The sequence below is a fragment of the Streptococcus oriscaviae genome (assembly GCF_018137985.1).
Taxonomy (GTDB): Bacteria; Bacillota; Bacilli; order Lactobacillales; family Streptococcaceae; genus Streptococcus; species Streptococcus oriscaviae.
Genome location: NZ_CP073084.1, coordinates 979,469 through 996,456, shown reverse-complemented (window position 1 = coordinate 996,456; position 16,988 = coordinate 979,469). Strand labels below are relative to the sequence as shown.

Below are 16,988 nucleotides of genomic sequence, written 5' to 3'. Positions count from 1 at the left end.
GACCAGTTTACTGAACGTTGGCTTTCTTGATCAGCTCGAACAAGTCTTTCTTAGAGTCGTTTGGTACTTTACGAACGTCAAATTGTACGCCCAGATCACGGAGTTTTTCAAAGGTTGCAACATCGTCTTTGTCCATAGACAATACGTTGTTGACCATTGTTTTACCAGTAGAGTGGGCCATAGAACCAACGTTCAATTCCTTGATTTCAACGCCACCTTCAATCGCTTTCAGAGCTTCTTGAGGTGTTTCAAAGAGAATCAAGGCATGTGTGTTACCAAAGCGAGGGTCTTTTGAAACCTCAATCAATTTCTTGATTGGGACAACGTTCGCTTTTACGTTACCAGGTGCAGCTTGTTTGATGAGTTGCTTACGCAATTCGTCTTGAGATACTGTATCTGAAGCAACGATGATACGGTCTGCTTTTGAAGCAGGAGTCCAACCAGTCGCAACTTGACCATGCAAGAGGCGAGTGTCGATACGAGCCAAGTTGATTTTCAACTTGCCATCTCCAATGACAGTCCCTGGTGGGATAGCACCTTTTGGAGCGGCAGGAGCGGCAGCAGCAACAGGAGCTGCTTCAGCTGGTTGCAGTTCTTCTGGAAGAACTTTCACACCATCCTTGGCTTCCTTGATGATGTTTGCCGCTACTTTTTCAACGCCTGCAGACGCATCCATCATGCGCTCTGTGTAGGCTTGAATCAGCATTGGCAAGTTAAGACCTGTGATGATGGCAAACTTACGGTCTGGATTTTCACCAGCTACGCGGCTTGCTTGGTTGAATGGCGAACCACTCCAAAGGTCGGCCAATACCAAAACTTCATCATCGGCATCAAATGAGTCAACGGCTGCATTGATCTTAGCATAGAGATCATCTGGACCTTCGCTTGGCATAAAAGTAACAACTTGTACTTTTTCTTGTTCGCCAAAAATCATTTGTCCAGACTGATGAATGCCAGCTGCAAATTCACCATGACTTGCAATAATGATTCCAATACTCATTATTGTTCCCCCTAAATTTTTTCTTGTTGAAACGAGTCCTCTTTTTTGAAGAGGCTTACATTTCGAACTAACTTATTATAAACCGCTTTCATGACATTTGTCAAGTAGATTTGTGACATTATGACAGAAATTTTTTCAGAAACTTTCAGAAATTAGCATATTTTTCTTGGAAATCATTCAGAATTCTTTAAGAAAAACTTAGGAATCCTTTAAGTTTTTAAGGCTAAAATGGGCTTACATCAAGCGAAGTAACCTTCCTTGAGTCTACTATTGACGGTTTTTAAAAAGGAGAAAAACATGAAGGCATCCACACTTAAAAAAACAATGGCTCTAGTTGGCTTGTTGTCCACCATGACCTTGGCGGCTTGTAGTGGAAACAGCAATTCTTCGACAGCCAACTCGACGGCAACGGCGAGTAGCAGCTATTTTACAGACAGTGACTTTGACTCCAGTTATGATACAGCAACAGCGGCAACGATTGACCTTTCTGGTTCCTCTGCAACTGTTTCGGGTTCAGGAGTTAGTGTATCAGGTTCCACTGTCACCATCTCTTCGGAAGGGACATATATCATTTCAGGCTCTTCTGAAAATGTGCAAATTCTCGTAAAAGCAGCTGACTCAGCCAAGGTGCAGCTGGTTTTGGACAATGTGACGATGACTGGCGACCAAGCTGCTATCTATGTTGAAGAAGCAGATAAGGTCACTCTAACCTTGGCAGAAGGGTCAACCAACAGCATCTCAGACTCGGTGGCTAACAGCAATGCGACGGTGGATGCGGCTATTTACTCTAAGAGCGATTTGACCTTTAATGGAGAGGGACAGTTGACTGTGAAAGGGAATTACAACAATGCTATTGAATCCAATGATGATCTGCGAATAACTGGCGGAACCTATATCGTTTCTGCAGTCGGACATGGTTTCAATGTTAACGATGCCCTAAACATTGCCAATGCGATCATTGATGTTACGGCGACAGAAGATGCCCTTCATTCCGACAATGATGAAGAAAGCAATATGGGCAATCTCTACTTGCAGGATGCTACGATTACAGCCAGTGCAGGAGATGATGGCTTCCACGCTTCGGGTGCGCTGGTGGTTGATGGAGGTTCTTACACGGTCAGCCAGTCAACAGAGGCCTTGGAGGGGACGATAGTTCATATCCTGAGTGGAAGTCTTGATTTGACAGCGACAGAAGATGGAATCAATGCCGCGGATGCCTCCAGCTATTCAGAGGCTAGCCTGACGATTGATGGAGGCGACATTAGCCTGACGGCAGGAGGAGATGGTTTGGACTCAAATGGGAACATTGCCATCAAGGGCGGAAGCGTCACTGTCATCGGAGCTAAGTCTGACGGAGATGGAACTATTGATTACGAAGGAGAGGCAACCATTACAGGTGGAGAAGTCTTTGTGGTCGGAAGCTCTGGTATGACTCAAGGGTTCAGCTCAAGTTCAACTCAGGCTTCTATTCTAGCTACTGCTATCAGCGGAGAAGCTGGTGCAACCATTACTGTGAAAGATGCTTCTGGTCAAACCCTCGCTAGCTACACGGCTACCCAGTCCTTTGACAGTGTACTGGTTAGCTCATCAGCCATAAAGGAAGGGGAAAGCTACACCATAGAAGTGAACGGTCAGTCCATAACGGCCACAGCTAAGCTTGAAACTGGCGCTATGAATCAGACGAGTCAATAAAATATGAAAAGCGAAACGGGTTCATTGTTGCCATTTCGCTTTTTGTCTATTTATAGGAAGAGTTTTTCCAATTCACGCGCCACTCCATCCTCGTGGTTGCAGTATTCGGTCAATCGGTCTGCATAGGGAAGCAGGGTTTGGCTACAATTTTTCATGCCATAGCCAATACCAGCCAGCTCCAGCATTTGTGTGTCGTTGTGTTCATCTCCAAAGGCAATCAAATCTTTGCTGCTAGCTTGATAGAGGTCCAGGAGGTAGGTCAGGGCGGAAGCCTTGGTCACACCCTTGGCACAGGTTTCAAGGATATTCAAAGGCCCTCCCCATGTGTTGATCTCAATCTCATCTTTGAAATAATCCTTCATTTCCTTGGCCAAGGCATATTTGTCCTTGGCTCTGGTCTGCATAAGGATAGAATGGGGATCGCTGGTGATGCGTTCAGGCTGAATCAGTGTGTCAGGCGTAATCTGGTCAACACCCATCAGGGCAGGGTCTACCTTGTCAAGGTTGTTTTGAGTGATGAAAAACTTGTTTTTGTACTCACCTGCTATAAAGTCTGCTTCAAATCGTTCTTCCTCCTTGAGGAAATCCAAGAGATAGCGTTTGTCAATGAGAATATTTTGTTCCCATTCCCACCTTTGGTTTGGAATGTGGGTCAATGAACCGTTGAAATTGATCATGGGGGTATCCAGTTCAAGTTGCTGGTAGTATTTTACCGCCATGCGATAGGGACGTCCAGTTGCAATGAGAACCGTGTGGCCTGCTTGACGGACTTTTTTGATTGTCTGAATAGTATAGTCTGTGAGTTGGCTCTCTTGATTTAAGAGGGTGCCGTCTAAGTCAAGGGCGATGATTTTCTTATCCATGTAAGTTTCTCCGTTTCGAGCAAATGTACTACCTAGTATAGCAGAAATAAAGAAAGACGCAAAATAAAACATGTAAGATTTTTTGGCGAAAAGAAGAAAGAAGAGAGGAATGTTCGGTTTTTACTGCCTATATACTTTGCAAATAAGGATAATTTAAAAAATCAAAGCATTTTCGGAACATTCTCCTTGAAACCGGAACATGTTTGGTGTATAATGGGTCTATCGTTCGTAAAAAAAGGAGATTTTTGAAAAAATGGACAAATTTTTTGGTCTAAAGGAACATGGAACGACTGTTTCTACTGAAATTATGGCAGGTCTTACGACTTTCTTTGCTATGAGCTATATTTTATTTGTAAACCCAAGCATCCTCAGTGTTGCAGGTATGCCCTCACAGGCTGTTTTCTTAGCAACAATCATTGCCAGTGCAGTTTCTACCCTTATCATGGGGTTGTTTGCCAATGTTCCCTATGCTCTGGCACCGGGAATGGGGCTTAATGCCTTTTTCACCTACACAGTAGTTGTCGGTCTTGGTTTCTCTTGGCAAGAGGCCTTGGCTATGGTCTTCCTCTGTGGTCTCTTTAATATCTTTATCACCGTAACCAAAGTGCGTAAGAGCATTATCAAGGCTATTCCAGTCAGCCTTCAACATGCGATTGGCGGTGGTATTGGGGTTTTCGTGGCCTACCTTGGTTTTAAGAATTCCAACTTGATTACATTTTTGACCTCTGGTTCAGATATTATTACTGTCAATGGTGTAGCTCCTGCTGATGCTACGGCAGACACCTTCGCAAATGGTGTGTTCTCAGTCTTTGCCGGTGGTGGCGTAGTTCCGTCTATTTCAACCTTTACTGAGCCAAGCGTCCTTTTGACTGTTTTTGGTTTGATTTTAACTGCGGTCTTGGTGATTAAAAATGTGCGCGGAGCGATTTTGATTGGGATTATTGCAACGACCCTTGCAGGTATTCCAGCTGGTGTGGTTGATCTTTCATCTATTGACTTGGCAAACAACAACATCGGTACAGCTTTCGGTGAGTTGTCAACCACCTTCTTAGCAGCTTTTGGCGGCTTGTCCTCTCTCTTTAGTGATTCTAGCCGTTTGCCTTTGGTATTGATGACCATCTTTGCCTTCAGTTTGTCAGATACCTTTGATACCATTGGTACCTTTATCGGAACAGGACGCAAGACTGGTATCTTCTCTGCTGAAGATGAGCAGGCTCTTGAAAACGGGAAAGGATTCAACTCCAAAATGGATCGCGCCCTCTTTGCAGATGCGATTGGTACTTCAATCGGGGCTCTCTTTGGTACATCCAATACGACTACTTATGTTGAGTCAGCAGCGGGTATTTCTGCAGGCGGACGGACTGGTTTGACCGCTGTGTCAACGGCTGTTCTCTTCCTCTTGTCTATCCTTATCTTGCCATTTATCGGTATTGTGCCTGCAGCAGCGACAGCACCTGCCTTGATTATTGTCGGTGTGATGATGGTTTCCAGCTTCTTGGATGTGGATTGGAGCCAGTTTGAAGATGCGCTTCCAGCCTTCTTTGCAGCCTTCTTCATGTCACTTTGCTTCTCTATCTCATACGGTATTGCGGCAGCCTTCATCTTCTATTGCTTGGTGAAAGTTTCAACAGGCAAGGCAAAAGAAATTCACCCGATTCTCTGGGGAGCAACAGCCCTCTTTATCATCAACTTTGTGATTCTTGCCTTCTTATAATCAACTGAAAACTGGGCTTTTCCCAGTTTTTTGTTATGGGCCAAAGTATGACAAAAGCCTGCTACTGTGATATAATGTAGGGTATGTACAGTCAAAATGAAAGTGAATTGATTGCTCTTGGACAGGCAATTGGGAGTCAGCTTCAAGCTGGAGATGTTCTGGTTTTATCGGGAGATTTGGGGACTGGAAAGACGACGTTGACCAAGGGCTTAGCTAAAGGGCTTGGAATTTCTCAGATGATTAAAAGCCCGACCTATACTATCGTGCGGGAGTATGAGGGGAACCTGCCACTCTATCATTTGGATGTTTACCGCATTGGGGATGATCCTGACTCGATTGACTTGGATGACTTTCTCTACGGAGATGGCGTGACCGTCATCGAGTGGGGAGAACTCTTGGGTTCTGGTCTTCTGAGTGACTATTTAACCATTAGCCTAGCCAAGGCTGGTGAGGGAAGAGAGCTTACGTTTACAGCTCATGGTGATCGTAGCCAGCAACTTCTGGAGGAACTTGGCTATGATTAAAAAGGAAATCTTTTTTACAGAAGCGGAAGCCACAGATGCACCAGCTTTTATCACTTTTATGAATCAGGTTGCGACTGAAACAGACTTTTTGGTGATGGACGATACAGGTTTTCGCTTGAGTCGTCAGGAGATGGAAGTCATCTTTGAAGCCAATCTGTCAAATCCTCGTCAACTTTGTTTGTTGGCTAAGTGTGGTGAGGAGGTCATCGGAGCAATCAATGTCAAGACAGCCTCCCCCTCTCGAATCAATCATATTGGCGGTATCTTTTTAGCCGTCCGAAAAGATTATTGGGGCCACGGACTTGGCAGCATCTTGCTGGAAGAAGTCCTTGCCTGGGCTGAGGAAGGACAGGTTCTGGGGCGTTTGGAATTAACCGTTCAAATCCGCAATGAGCGAGCTGTTCAGCTTTATCAAAAGGTCGGTTTTGAGATTGAGGGGATACAAAAGCGTGGTGCTAGAACAGATGCCGGAGAATGGCTGGATTTGTACTATATGGGAAAACTAATAGGTGACAAATGAAAATAGGAACAAAAATTATCATTATGCTCTTGTCGCTTGTCTTTTTGACGGTGGGAGCAGGAGCTCTGTATGCAACAACCTTGCTCAATTATTCAGATGAGGCGATTGCTAAGACCTATAAGTCCTTAGGTGGTTCAGAGGAAGAGAGTGACGTGATTGCTGCGACAGAACCCTTGACCATCCTTCTTATGGGGGTGGATACGGATCAGGCGACGCGTGGCTTGGATTGGGAAGGTGGACGAAGTGACACCATGATACTAGTAACTGTCAATCCTAAGACCAAGAAGACGACCATGATGAGTTTGACCCGCGACATCATGGTAGAGATTGCCGAGGCAAATGGTGAGTCATCTGGTACGGTTGAAAAACTCAATCACTCATACAGTTATGGTCAGGCACCCATGGCCGTTGCCACTATTGAAAAATTGATGAATATCAATATCAACCACTATGTAGAAATCAACATGGATGGCTTGGTTGAGCTGGTCGATGCTATCGGGGGCATAACGGTCAATAATACGCTTGGCTTCCCTATTTCGATTGAGGAGCAAGAGCCTGCTTATACAGCAGTTGTTCCAACAGGAAAACAATTGGTAAATGGCGATCAGGCTCTGGTCTATGCCCGTATGCGCTATGATGATCCTGAAGGAGACATCGGCCGTCAAAAACGCCAGCGCGAAGTGATTACTGCCATTGTCAAAAAACTTCTGCAATTGGATGGGTTCACTCAGTACAAGAAAATCTTAGATGCCATCTCTAACAATATGCGGACAGATGTTGTGATTTCGACTAAAACCATGCCGAGTCTTTTAGGCTATAAGGACTCGTTGGCTAGTTTGTCTTCCTATCAGTTAGAAGGGGAAGACCAGATGGTCAACGGTATCTCTTACCAAATTCCAGGAAGCGAGCACCTGCTTGAAATGCAGAATGTGTTGCAGACCTCTCTAGGCCAACCAGCCTATACAGAGCTAACCACCAATGCAGAGGTCTTGGAACTTCTTCTTGGCTATGAAAGTCTTGTTACGGTGTTAGACGCTTATACTGGCTACCTTAAGGAATCAAGAAGTCAACTGGCTCCTGTCAATACAGAAGCAGAAGTCTACGAACCTGTCTATACAGAAGATTATAGCGGACAATAAAACAAAGCCTCGTCTAGGGATTAGACGAGGTTTCTTCTTGATATTTTTCCTGAATGGCCTGGATTTGGGCTAAATTTCCAGCGATGCTTTGCTGGTAGACGCGCAGTTTGTATTGGAAATCGGTAGCCATTTCTTGCAGAGGCTCTTTGTAGCTTTGGATGATAGCCAGTTGGTCTTGGATGTTGCTGAGGTTTGCTTGAATCCCTTGGACCTGTTCCAGATTGTCTTCGATGGACTGAGCGATTTTATCTCGGTTCTTGACAGCTAGATAGGCCAAGGTAGCAGCAGTACCTGCTGCGATAAGGTTACTGAGTTTCATATTATTCTCCTAGATAGAGGTCTTGTGCCAGTTGAGCCAAAGCAGGGAAGTCCGGTTGATTGGTTGTAAAACCGAGGGTCAAACCGTCAGTATCGTCAAAGCGTGGGAGAAGATGGACATGGGTGTGGAAGACAGTTTGGCCAGCTACGGGTTCATTATTTGCGATGATGTTTAGACCCTTGGCGGCCAGTTTGTCCTTGAGTTGGCGGGCGATTTTAGGAACTGTCTCAAAGAGGGTCGCAGCTGCAGAGCCATCCATTTCGAGGAGGTTGCGGTAGTGATTTTTTGGAACGACCAAGGTGTGCCCCTTCGTTACCTGGGTAATATCTAAGAAGGCTAGGACTTGTTCGTCCTCATAAACCTTGGAAGCTGGAATTTCTCCAGCGATAATCTTACAAAAGATACAATCTGACATAAACTCAACCTCTTTCTTGAAATTCTGATATAATGATTATATCAAATTACGGGAAGAAATGTATGCTAGAAATAAAAAAACTGACAGGGGGCTATGCGAATATCCCTGTCCTAAAAGGTGTTTCTTTTGAGGTGGCTGACGGAGAATTGGTCGGTCTGATCGGTCTGAATGGTGCAGGAAAATCAACGACTATCAAGGAAATTATTGGTCTTTTGACCCCCTATCAGGGAGAAATTAGCATTGACGGGAAGACCTTGACTCAGGATAGGGAGGGATACCGACGAAAGATCGGTTTTATCCCTGAAACTCCTAGTTTGTATGAAGAATTGACTCTCAAGGAGCATTTGGAAGTGGTGGCTATGGCCTATGAGCTGGACTGGGAGCGGGCCTTTGAGCGTGCAGAACGTCTTCTTGGTCTGTTTCGACTCAAGGAAAAATTAGACTGGTACCCGGTTCATTTTTCTAAGGGAATGAAGCAGAAGGTCATGATTATCTGCGCTTTTATGGTAGAGCCTAGTCTTTTGATTGTGGATGAGCCTTTTTTGGGGCTGGATCCCGTAGCGATTGCAGATTTGATTGCTCTTTTGGAGGAAGAAAAGGCGCGTGGAACCTCTATTCTTATGTCCACCCATGTGCTTGATTCGGCTGAAAAAATGTGTGATCGCTTTGTCATTTTGCATCAGGGACAGGTGCGGGCAGAGGGAGATTTGGCTAGTTTGCAGCAGGCCTTCGGTCAAGAAGGGGCTAGTCTTAATGACATTTATTTAGCCTTGACCAAAGAAGGAGAACGGGCATGAAGCAAATCTTTCAGGAACGACGGCAGGTCTTTTTAGGGTCGTGTCTGCGTTATCTCCGCTATGTGTTAAACGATCACTTTGTCTTGGTTTTGTTGGTCCTGTTGGGGTTTGTATCCTTGCAATATCAGCAGCTCCTGCAACATTTTCCTGCCCAGCCTTGGGCAGTTTACCTCTTGCTTCTGGTAGCTACTAGTCTGCTTTTTTTCACAGGAAGAATTGCGACCTATTTGGAGCCTGCTGACCAAGTGTTTTTGTTGGCTCAAGAAGGCGTGGTGTTAGCTTGGTTAAAAGCGGCTTCTTTGCGCTCCTTTCTTATCTGGGGTGGCTTTCAACTGGCGGGTCAGCTGATTCTGCTTCCTCTTTATTTGAGGTTGGGTCTGCCCTTGTGGGGATTCATAGGCCTTAATCTGGTGTTGCTGGTTGGCAAGTGGTTCGTTTTTCAGCAGCAAGTGACAACTTATCTGCGGGATGGGAAGTTGGATTGGGATAAGGCTATTGCGGCAGAGAGTCGCAGGCAGCAGTCCATCCTACAATTCTTCTCTCTCTTTACCAAGGTCAAGGGAATTACGAGCGGTATCAAGCCAAGACCTTATCTAAATGGTCTGCTTAATCTGGTCAAAAAGAGTCCTGCGACCACTTGGGATTACCTCTATGTGCGAGCTTTTGTGCGGTCGGGAGATTTTTTTGCTTTGACCCTGCGCTTGCTCTGTCTTAGTCTTGTAAGTATGCTCCTTGTCGAAAGGAGCTGGTTGGCAGTTGGCCTGTCCCTTCTTTTTCACTACCTTCTGCTCTTTCAGCTCTTAACCCTTTTTCGAGTGTATAATTATCAGTATTTGGCAGGGCTTTATCCTTTGTCTTCAGCTCAAAAATTGCAGGGCTTTAAACGGGTTCTGAGGGGGCTGCTCTATGGACTCCTTGCCTTAGAACTTGTGGTTGGTTTCTTGGTTCTAGAGGAAAAAATGAGCCTATTAGCCCTAGTTGGTTTTGGGTTCTTGCTCAATCAATTTTACTTGGATATAAAATCAAAGAAATTGATTGACTAATGGCATGAAAATTAGTAAAATAAGAAGGAATTTTTAAAGGAGGAATGGCATGCAGTTTGATACGAGTAACTTGCAGTTGCAATCAATTGCAGGAAATAGCGGTAAAGCATTTAAGGGCCTACGGTCAGACGGAACGCCTGTTTTTGTCAAGTACGAAATGCCTCCTATTGTGCCTGCCTTGGCAAGAGAGCAGATTACTCCGCCTGTTTTAGCAAATAACAATGAAGTGGGTGTGGGTCAACGCATCGAGCAAGAGTGGTTGAATGGTCGCACCTTGACGCGGCAAGATATGTCGAGTAAGCAGGTGCGTCAGATTTTGATGCGGATGCATTTTTCACGCATCTTGCTTAATCAGGCCTTGCAATTGAACTACACTTATCTTGAGCCGCAGGATTTGGTGTATCGTTGGCAAAAAGAGGCTCCGACTCGTTTGGGGCAAAATGGCTATTTGCAGTCTGTTTGTCAGGATTTGTTGTCCAATCTGCCATCTTTTCGTCAGGAAGTGGCGACCTTTGTTCATGGGGATCTGCATCATAAGAACTGGGTGGAAACAACTAGTGGTTTGGTCTATCTGACAGACTGGGAAACAGCTTGTTTGACTGATCGAATGATGGATGTGGCCTACCTTTTGACCCATTATATTCCACGTCCGATGTGGGAGGATTGGCTCAAGGAATATGGCTACAAGTACAACCGTACCGTCCTCAACAAGATTTACTGGTATGGTCAACTTGGCTACTTGAACCAAATTACCAAGCACATTGAAAGCTACGATGTGGAAGCAGCCAATAAAGAAATTTATGCTCTGCGTCAGTTTCGTCAGAGTTTTTACAAGGAAGTATGAGAGTTAGAAATCGTAAGGGAGCCAGCGAACTCCTAGCCAATAATCCTCAGTATGTCATCTCTAATCTGGAGGAGTGCAAGGGGAAATGGTCGCAAATTTTTGGGAATGATCATCCCATCCATGTCGAAGTTGGATCGGGTAAGGGGCGCTTTATCACAGGGATGGCTGCCCAGCATCCGGAAGTTAACTACATCGGCATCGATATTCAGATGACAGTTTTAAGCTATGCTTTGGACCGAGTGCTTGAGGCGGGCTTGCCTAATATCAAACTGCTTCAGGTTGATGGTTCTAGTCTGAGCAATTATTTCTCAGAGGCTGAGATTGATCGTCTGTATTTGAATTTTTCAGATCCATGGCCCAAGAAGCGCCATGAGAAACGTCGGCTGACTTACAAGACCTTCTTGGATACCTACAAGGAGATTTTGCCAGAAAAAGGTGAAATTCACTTTAAGACGGATAATCGTGGGCTCTTTGAATACAGTCTGGCCAGTTTTTCCCAGTATGGGATGATTCTGAAGCAGGTCTGGTTGGATTTGCATGCTAGCGACTTTGAAGGCAATATCATGACCGAGTATGAGGAGAAGTTTTCTAGCAAGGGTCAGGTTATCTATCGGGTTGAGGCTCAGTTTCAATAAGTATCAAAACTGAAACGAGGTAGTGTAAGACTATCTCTTTTTTAGTTATTCTATTGGCATGTAGCTCCTTTTTGCATAAAAACCGCTTACAGCGGGCTTTTTGCGTCGTTTTCCTTTACAAATGGGCGTTCCTGTGCTAGAATAGGTTACAGAAATAGGAAGAAAAGGGGTTGGCGCAAGTCAACCCTTTCAGTATGAAGAAGGAGGTGCCTATGGCTACAATCGTTGATGTGGTTACTGAAGCCATTGCTCCATCTATTCAGGCTCCCTTTGAGCTGGTGGATGTAGAGTACGGTAAGATGGGCGGTGACTATGTACTCTCCATTTTTGTGGATAAGGAAGGAGGAATCACCTTACAGGACACGGCTGACCTGTCTGAACTCATCAGCCCAATCTTGGATGGAATCAAGCCGGACCCCTTCCCCGATCAATATATGCTTGAGGTGACCAGTCCAGGATTGGAACGACCGCTCAAAACAGCAGACGCTGTAAAGAAGGCGGTTGGTCAATACATCCATGTAAAACTCTATCAGGCCATTGACAAAGTTAAGGTCTTTGAAGGAACCTTGCTGTCTTTTGAGAATGATGAGTTGGTTTTGGAATATCTGGACAAGACCCGTAAGAAAGAAGTAACCATTCCCTATCAGACGGTGGCAAAAGCCCGTCTGGCTGTAAAAATCTAAAAAAGAAAGGACCTTTTTCAAAAAAGGAAAACATCATGAGTAAAGAAATGCTAGAAGCCTTCCGCATCCTAGAGGAAGACATGGGTATCAACAAAGAAGACATCATTGAGGCAGTAACAGAGTCACTTCGCTCCGCCTATAAGCGTCGCTATGGTCAGGCAGAGTCTGTTGTCATCGAATTTGATGAGAAAAAAGGAGACTTCCATGTTTTCACTGTGCGTGAGGTCGTTGATGAAGTCTTTGATAGCCGTTTGGAAATCAGTCTGAAAGACGCTTTGGCCATCTCTTCTGCCTATGAATTGGGTGACCGCATCAAGTTTCCAGAATCACCTGCTGAGTTTGGTCGCGTAGCAGCCCAGTCTGCAAAACAGACCATTATGGAAAAGATGCGCAAACAAAAGCGTGCGATTACTTACAATACCTACAAGCAGCACGAAAGTGAAATCATGTCAGGTACCGTTGAGCGCTTTGACAATCGCTTTATCTATGTGAATCTTGGCACGATCGAGGCTCAGTTGTCCAAACAAGACCAGATTCCTGGAGAGGTTTTCCAGTCCCATGATCGCATTGAGGTTTATGTTTACAAGGTAGAAGACAACGGCCGTGGAGTCAACGTCTTTGTTAGCCGCAGTCATCCAGAGATGATCAAACGCTTGATGGAGCAAGAAATTCCAGAAGTGTACGATGGAACGGTTGAGATTATGAGCGTGGCTCGTGAAGCTGGCGATCGCACCAAGGTTGCGGTTCGTAGCCACAATCCAAACGTAGATGCTATCGGAACCATTGTCGGTCGTGGCGGAGCTAATATCAAGAAAATCACCAGTAAGTTCCACCCAGCACGTTACGATGTTAAGAGCGATCGCATGATTCCAACTGAGGAAAACATCGATGTTATTGAGTGGGTTCCAGATGCAGCGGAATTTATTTACAATGCTCTTGCACCGGCAGAAGTTGACCAGGTTATCTTCGACACAGAGGATGGCAAGCATGCAACGGTTGTTGTTCCAGATGACAAACTATCTCTTGCTATCGGCCGTCGTGGACAAAACGTACGCTTGGCAGCTCATTTGACAGGCTTCCGCATCGATATTAAGTCTGCAACAGAGTATGAGGCAATGGAAGAACAATTTGACTTTGCACAGGATGATGTAGCAGAAGAAATCCTCACCGAAGAAGAGTAAGCTTGGTAGGAGGTCATTATGGCAAAGGCTAGAAAAATACCTTTACGCAAGTCAGTGGTTTCTGGAGAAATCATTGACAAACGAGACCTGCTCCGTATTGTGAAAAACAAGGAAGGGCAAGTGTTCATTGATCCAACAGGCAAGGCCAATGGTCGCGGAGCCTATATCAAACTCAACAATGAAGAAGCAGCCATGGCTAAGAAAAAGCAGGTTTTTAACCGCTCATTCAGTATGGAAGTGGTGCCCGAATTTTATGACGAATTGATTGCTTATGTCGACCATAAGGTTAAGAGGAGAGAACTTGGACTCGACTAAAAAACAGAAGATTATGCAGTTGCTGGGCTTGGCCCAACGGGCTGGTCGCCTGATTTCAGGTGAAGAGCTTGTTGTAGAAGCCATTCAGAAAGGACAAGCGCGTCTGGTCTTTTTAGCTGAGGATGCAGCTGCCAATTTAAGCAAAAAAGTAACTGACAAAAGTCAAACCTATCAAGTAGAAGTTGTAACCGCGTTTTCAACGCTGGAATTAAGCGCCGCAGTTGGAAAGGCCAGAAAGGTCTTGGCTGTAACGGACGCTGGATTTACAAAGAAGATGAGGTCTATTATGGAATAGAACAGGAGGACAAGATATTGTCTAAGAAGAGATTGTACGAGATTGCCAAAGAATTAGGCAAAGAAAGCAAGGAAGTAGTTGCCATGGCAAAAGAGCTTGGCGCAGATGTTAAAAACCACTCTTCCAGTGTTGAGGAAACCATCGCTCAACGGATTGTAGAGAGATTGACTGGAACAAAAGAGGCGGTTGTCAAAGCTGCTGACAGCACTGAAAAAGCTGTCGCAAAACCAGAAACAAAACCGACCTCTCAACCAGAAACCAAGCCAGCAGCTACCAAGGAAGAAACGAAACCAGCTGCCGCTCCAAGCCAGCAGGTAAGCAAGCCTGTGGTCGCTCGTCCACAGAGCAGAAACTTTAAGGCGGAGCGTGAAGCCCGAGCGAAAGAGCAGGCAGCAAAACGCGCTCAGGGACAAGGGCAGCGCCAACAAGACAGAAGTCAGAAAGAGCGCCGTGACAGCCAACGGGAAAACCGTCGTGATCGTGGCGAGCGTCGCGATTTCCAAGGAAATCAGGACCGTCGCCGTGACCAACGTTCAGACAATCGTCAGAACAAGCAGGCTGGATTTGGCCAGCAAGGACGGCCTCAACAAGAAGCCCATCGAGCACCAGTGGCCAAGATTGATTTCAAGGCGCGTGCGGCAGCTCTAAAAGCAGAGCAGAATGCCGAATATGCCCGTACCAGCGAGGAGCGCTTCCGTCAGGCTCAGGAAGCTAAGAAGCAACCGAAAAAGCCAAAAGAAATCAAGTTTGAAGAACCGGTGGTGGAAAGCAAGCCAGTGGTCAAAGAACCAGCTGCCCCAGTTCCAGCAAGTGTGGAACAAACAGCAGTGGATACCCGTCGTAAGAAACAGGCTCGACCAGACAAGAAATGTGACTTTAACAGTGACGAAGAAGATGGTCCAAGAAAACAACAAAGAAATCGAAATAGTCAAAATCAAGTGAGAAATCAAAGAACAAGCAACTGGAATACCAACAAGAAAAATAAAAAAGGCAAAAACAATCAACCTGCTAAGCCGGTCACTGAGCGCAAATTCCATGAATTGCCAACTGAGTTTGAATACACAGCAGGCATGACTGTCGCTGAAATCGCAAAACGCATCAAGCGCGAGCCGGCTGAAATTGTCAAGAAACTCTTTATGATGGGCGTGATGGCTACTCAAAACCAATCGCTTGACGGCGATACCATCGAACTCCTCATGGTGGACTATGGTATTGAAGCCAAGGAAAAGGTGGAGGTGGACAATGCCGACATCGAGCGTTTCTTCGTCGAAGAAGGCTACCTCAATGCAGATGAAATGGTGGAGCGTCCGCCAGTTGTCACCATCATGGGACACGTTGACCACGGGAAAACCACCCTCTTGGATACCCTTCGCAACTCCCGTGTCGCAACAGGAGAAGCTGGTGGTATCACCCAGCATATCGGTGCCTACCAAATCGAAGAAAATGGTAAGAAAATAACCTTCTTGGATACACCAGGACACGCGGCCTTTACATCCATGCGGGCCCGCGGTGCCTCAGTGACCGATTTGACCATCTTGGTCGTGGCTGCGGATGACGGCGTTATGCCACAGACCATCGAGGCCATCAACCACTCCAAGGCTGCCAATGTTCCAATCATCGTTGCCATCAACAAGATTGACAAACCAGGTGCCAACCCAGAGCGTGTTATCGGGGAGTTGGCGGAGCATGGTGTCATCTCAACTGCCTGGGGCGGTGAGTCTGAATTTGTGGAAATCTCAGCCAAATTCAACCAAAATATCGATGAATTGTTGGAAACCGTTCTCCTTGTGGCGGAAATTCAAGAACTCAAGGCTGACCCAACAGTGCGTGCTATCGGTACGGTTATCGAAGCCCATTTGGACAAAGGAAAAGGTGCGGTTGCGACCCTCCTTGTGCAACAAGGAACCCTCAACGTTCAAGATCCTATCGTTGTCGGTAATACCTTTGGTCGGGTTCGTGCCATGACCAATGACCTGGGCCGCCGTGTCAAGGTTGCTGGACCATCTACGCCAGTTTCCATCACAGGTCTTAACGAAGCACCAATGGCGGGTGACCACTTTGCCGTTTACGAAGATGAGAAATCTGCGCGTGCAGCCGGTGAAGAGCGTGCCAAACGTGCTCTCCTCAAACAGCGTCAGGTGACCCAACGTGTCAGCCTTGAAAACCTCTTTGATACCCTCAAAGCAGGCGAAGTCAAGTCTGTCAATGTCATCATCAAGGCCGACGTACAAGGTTCTGTTGAGGCTCTGGCTTCCTCCCTTCAAAAGATTGAAGTGGAAGGTGTTCGTGTGAATATTGTTCACTCGGCAGTAGGTGCCATCAACGAATCCGACATTACCCTTGCAGAAGCTTCCAACGCCCTCGTTATCGGATTTAACGTTCGTCCTACACCAGAAGCTCGCCAACAGGCAGAAGCAGATGATGTAGAAGTACGTCTGCACAGCATTATCTACAAGGTTATCGAGGAAATGGAAGACGCCATGAAGGGTATGCTGGATCCAGAATACCAAGAAAAAGTTATCGGAGAAGCTATTATCCGCGAAACCTTCAAGGTATCCAAAGTTGGCACTATCGGTGGTTTCATGGTTATCAATGGTAAGGTGACCCGTGACTCTAGCGTTCGTGTCATTCGTGACGGAGTAGTTGTTTTTGATGGGCAACTGGCTAGCCTGAAGCGCTACAAAGATGACGTCAAGGAAGTCGGCAATGCTCAAGAAGGTGGTCTCATGATTGAGAACTTCAACGACATTAAAGTTGACGACCATATTGAAGCTTATATCATGGAAGAAATCAAAAAATAAGCCTCTTCGAAAATCAAAACGACTCGGCTTGGTGAGTGAAAAGCTCCAGTGGAGGTTTTCAGTCTGCTCCCCTGAAACTAGAAAGGAGCAGAGTTTTACCTGCGCCTTTGTTTCCTTGCCTAGTTTCGATTTTCATTGAGTATGCGATGGATGGACGTCAGCATCCACAGTCGCTTTAACCAAATGTCAAGCTGGGAGTTTTCTTAGC

At 45.8% G+C, this 16,988-nt stretch carries 17 protein-coding genes and 2 pseudogenes; 15 read left to right on the top strand and 4 right to left on the bottom strand.

Annotation, left to right across the window (positions count from 1 at the left end; translation table 11 throughout):
- Positions 1-7: 7 nt before the first annotated feature.
- Complete coding sequence (locus INT76_RS05025; protein ID WP_212572828.1) at positions 8-1,000, bottom strand: mannose/fructose/sorbose PTS transporter subunit IIA; 993 nt, start codon at positions 998-1,000, stop codon at positions 8-10.
- 297 nt (positions 1,001-1,297) lie between these two features.
- Between INT76_RS05025 and INT76_RS05020 the strand changes: the two genes are divergently transcribed.
- Positions 1,298-2,692, top strand: coding sequence for a carbohydrate-binding domain-containing protein (locus INT76_RS05020; protein WP_212572826.1), 1,395 nt, complete (start codon positions 1,298-1,300; stop codon positions 2,690-2,692).
- Positions 2,693-2,742: 50 nt separating this feature from the next.
- On the opposite strand, the gene INT76_RS05015 is transcribed toward INT76_RS05020, so the two are convergent.
- Positions 2,743-3,555, bottom strand: coding sequence for a Cof-type HAD-IIB family hydrolase (locus INT76_RS05015; protein ID WP_212572824.1), 813 nt, complete (start codon positions 3,553-3,555; stop codon positions 2,743-2,745).
- 253 nt (positions 3,556-3,808) lie between these two features.
- On the opposite strand from INT76_RS05015, the gene INT76_RS05010 reads away from it, so the two are divergent.
- From INT76_RS05010 to INT76_RS04995, 4 genes are all read left to right on the top strand, one after another.
- Positions 3,809-5,269, top strand: coding sequence for an NCS2 family permease (locus INT76_RS05010; RefSeq protein WP_212572822.1), 1,461 nt, complete (start codon positions 3,809-3,811; stop codon positions 5,267-5,269).
- A gap of 83 nt (positions 5,270-5,352) precedes the next feature.
- Positions 5,353-5,793, top strand: coding sequence for a tRNA (adenosine(37)-N6)-threonylcarbamoyltransferase complex ATPase subunit type 1 TsaE (tsaE, locus tag INT76_RS05005; RefSeq protein ID WP_212572820.1), 441 nt, complete (start codon positions 5,353-5,355; stop codon positions 5,791-5,793).
- On the top strand, positions 5,786-6,313 hold the full coding sequence (locus INT76_RS05000; RefSeq protein WP_212572812.1) for a GNAT family N-acetyltransferase: 528 nt from the start codon (positions 5,786-5,788) through the stop codon (positions 6,311-6,313). Before tsaE ends, INT76_RS05000 begins: the two co-directional genes overlap by 8 nt.
- Positions 6,310-7,452 (top strand): LCP family protein, encoded by a 1,143-nt coding sequence (locus INT76_RS04995; RefSeq protein WP_212572811.1) that lies wholly within the window; start codon positions 6,310-6,312, stop codon positions 7,450-7,452. The genes INT76_RS05000 and INT76_RS04995 overlap by 4 nt, the downstream gene beginning before the upstream one ends.
- A 13-nt stretch (positions 7,453-7,465) precedes the next feature.
- Here INT76_RS04995 and INT76_RS04990 read toward each other — a convergent pair whose 3' ends face one another.
- Complete coding sequence (locus INT76_RS04990; protein ID WP_212572809.1) at positions 7,466-7,771, bottom strand: chemotaxis protein; 306 nt, start codon at positions 7,769-7,771, stop codon at positions 7,466-7,468.
- Between the two features lies 1 nt (position 7,772).
- On the bottom strand, positions 7,773-8,186 hold the full coding sequence (locus tag INT76_RS04985; RefSeq protein WP_212572807.1) for an HIT family protein: 414 nt from the start codon (positions 8,184-8,186) through the stop codon (positions 7,773-7,775).
- Between the two features lie 62 nt (positions 8,187-8,248).
- Between INT76_RS04985 and INT76_RS04980 the strand changes: the two genes are divergently transcribed.
- The 10 genes and pseudogenes from INT76_RS04980 to infB all read left to right on the top strand — a co-directional run.
- Positions 8,249-8,983: an ABC transporter ATP-binding protein gene (locus tag INT76_RS04980; protein WP_212572805.1), complete on the top strand. Its 735-nt coding sequence runs from the start codon at positions 8,249-8,251 to the stop codon at positions 8,981-8,983.
- Positions 8,980-10,026: an ABC transporter permease gene (locus INT76_RS04975; RefSeq protein WP_212572803.1), complete on the top strand. Its 1,047-nt coding sequence runs from the start codon at positions 8,980-8,982 to the stop codon at positions 10,024-10,026. The genes INT76_RS04980 and INT76_RS04975 overlap by 4 nt, the downstream gene beginning before the upstream one ends.
- Before the next feature lie 49 nt (positions 10,027-10,075).
- Positions 10,076-10,870, top strand: a complete 795-nt coding sequence (ccrZ, locus tag INT76_RS04970; protein WP_212572802.1) for a cell cycle regulator CcrZ — start codon at positions 10,076-10,078, stop codon at positions 10,868-10,870.
- Entirely contained in the window at positions 10,867-11,505 is a 639-nt protein-coding gene (gene trmB / locus INT76_RS04965; RefSeq protein ID WP_212572800.1) for a tRNA (guanosine(46)-N7)-methyltransferase TrmB, read from the top strand. Before ccrZ ends, trmB begins: the two co-directional genes overlap by 4 nt.
- Positions 11,506-11,717: 212 nt before the next feature.
- The gene (gene rimP / locus INT76_RS04960) at positions 11,718-12,188 is read left to right on the top strand and encodes a ribosome maturation factor RimP (protein ID WP_212572798.1); all 471 of its coding nucleotides are present in this window, start codon (positions 11,718-11,720) and stop codon (positions 12,186-12,188) included.
- 35 nt (positions 12,189-12,223) lie between these two features.
- Positions 12,224-13,369, top strand: a complete 1,146-nt coding sequence (nusA, locus tag INT76_RS04955; protein ID WP_212572796.1) for a transcription termination factor NusA — start codon at positions 12,224-12,226, stop codon at positions 13,367-13,369.
- Positions 13,370-13,387: 18 nt separating this feature from the next.
- On the top strand, positions 13,388-13,684 hold the full coding sequence (rnpM, locus tag INT76_RS04950) for an RNase P modulator RnpM (protein WP_212572794.1): 297 nt from the start codon (positions 13,388-13,390) through the stop codon (positions 13,682-13,684).
- A 13-nt stretch (positions 13,685-13,697) separates the two neighbouring features.
- Positions 13,698-13,979 carry a YlxQ-related RNA-binding protein gene (locus INT76_RS04945; RefSeq protein WP_249116196.1) on the top strand — a complete coding sequence of 94 codons (282 nt, stop codon included), beginning with the start codon at positions 13,698-13,700 and terminating at the stop codon, positions 13,977-13,979.
- A 17-nt stretch (positions 13,980-13,996) separates the two neighbouring features.
- A pseudogene (locus tag INT76_RS11240) lies at positions 13,997-14,120 on the top strand (translation initiation factor IF-2 N-terminal domain-containing protein); the annotation flags it as partial.
- 191 nt (positions 14,121-14,311) lie between these two features.
- Positions 14,312-16,780: pseudogene (infB, locus tag INT76_RS04940) on the top strand (translation initiation factor IF-2); the annotation flags it as partial.
- Between the last annotated feature and the right edge of the window lie 208 nt (positions 16,781-16,988).

Coding starts and splice junctions, on each gene's coding strand:
- INT76_RS04985 (WP_212572807.1), bottom strand. CDS start 8,186: ATGTCAGATTGTATCTTTTGTAAGATTATCGCTGGAGAAATTCCAGCT.
- INT76_RS05025 (WP_212572828.1), bottom strand. CDS start 1,000: ATGAGTATTGGAATCATTATTGCAAGTCATGGTGAATTTGCAGCTGGC.
- rnpM (WP_212572794.1), top strand. CDS start 13,388: ATGGCAAAGGCTAGAAAAATACCTTTACGCAAGTCAGTGGTTTCTGGA.
- trmB (WP_212572800.1), top strand. CDS start 10,867: ATGAGAGTTAGAAATCGTAAGGGAGCCAGCGAACTCCTAGCCAATAAT.
- INT76_RS05020 (WP_212572826.1), top strand. CDS start 1,298: ATGAAGGCATCCACACTTAAAAAAACAATGGCTCTAGTTGGCTTGTTG.
- INT76_RS04975 (WP_212572803.1), top strand. CDS start 8,980: ATGAAGCAAATCTTTCAGGAACGACGGCAGGTCTTTTTAGGGTCGTGT.
- INT76_RS05010 (WP_212572822.1), top strand. CDS start 3,809: ATGGACAAATTTTTTGGTCTAAAGGAACATGGAACGACTGTTTCTACT.
- INT76_RS04945 (WP_249116196.1), top strand. CDS start 13,698: ATGCAGTTGCTGGGCTTGGCCCAACGGGCTGGTCGCCTGATTTCAGGT.
- tsaE (WP_212572820.1), top strand. CDS start 5,353: ATGTACAGTCAAAATGAAAGTGAATTGATTGCTCTTGGACAGGCAATT.
- ccrZ (WP_212572802.1), top strand. CDS start 10,076: ATGCAGTTTGATACGAGTAACTTGCAGTTGCAATCAATTGCAGGAAAT.
- INT76_RS04995 (WP_212572811.1), top strand. CDS start 6,310: ATGAAAATAGGAACAAAAATTATCATTATGCTCTTGTCGCTTGTCTTT.
- nusA (WP_212572796.1), top strand. CDS start 12,224: ATGAGTAAAGAAATGCTAGAAGCCTTCCGCATCCTAGAGGAAGACATG.
- INT76_RS04980 (WP_212572805.1), top strand. CDS start 8,249: ATGCTAGAAATAAAAAAACTGACAGGGGGCTATGCGAATATCCCTGTC.
- INT76_RS04990 (WP_212572809.1), bottom strand. CDS start 7,771: ATGAAACTCAGTAACCTTATCGCAGCAGGTACTGCTGCTACCTTGGCC.
- rimP (WP_212572798.1), top strand. CDS start 11,718: ATGGCTACAATCGTTGATGTGGTTACTGAAGCCATTGCTCCATCTATT.
- INT76_RS05015 (WP_212572824.1), bottom strand. CDS start 3,555: ATGGATAAGAAAATCATCGCCCTTGACTTAGACGGCACCCTCTTAAAT.
- INT76_RS05000 (WP_212572812.1), top strand. CDS start 5,786: ATGATTAAAAAGGAAATCTTTTTTACAGAAGCGGAAGCCACAGATGCA.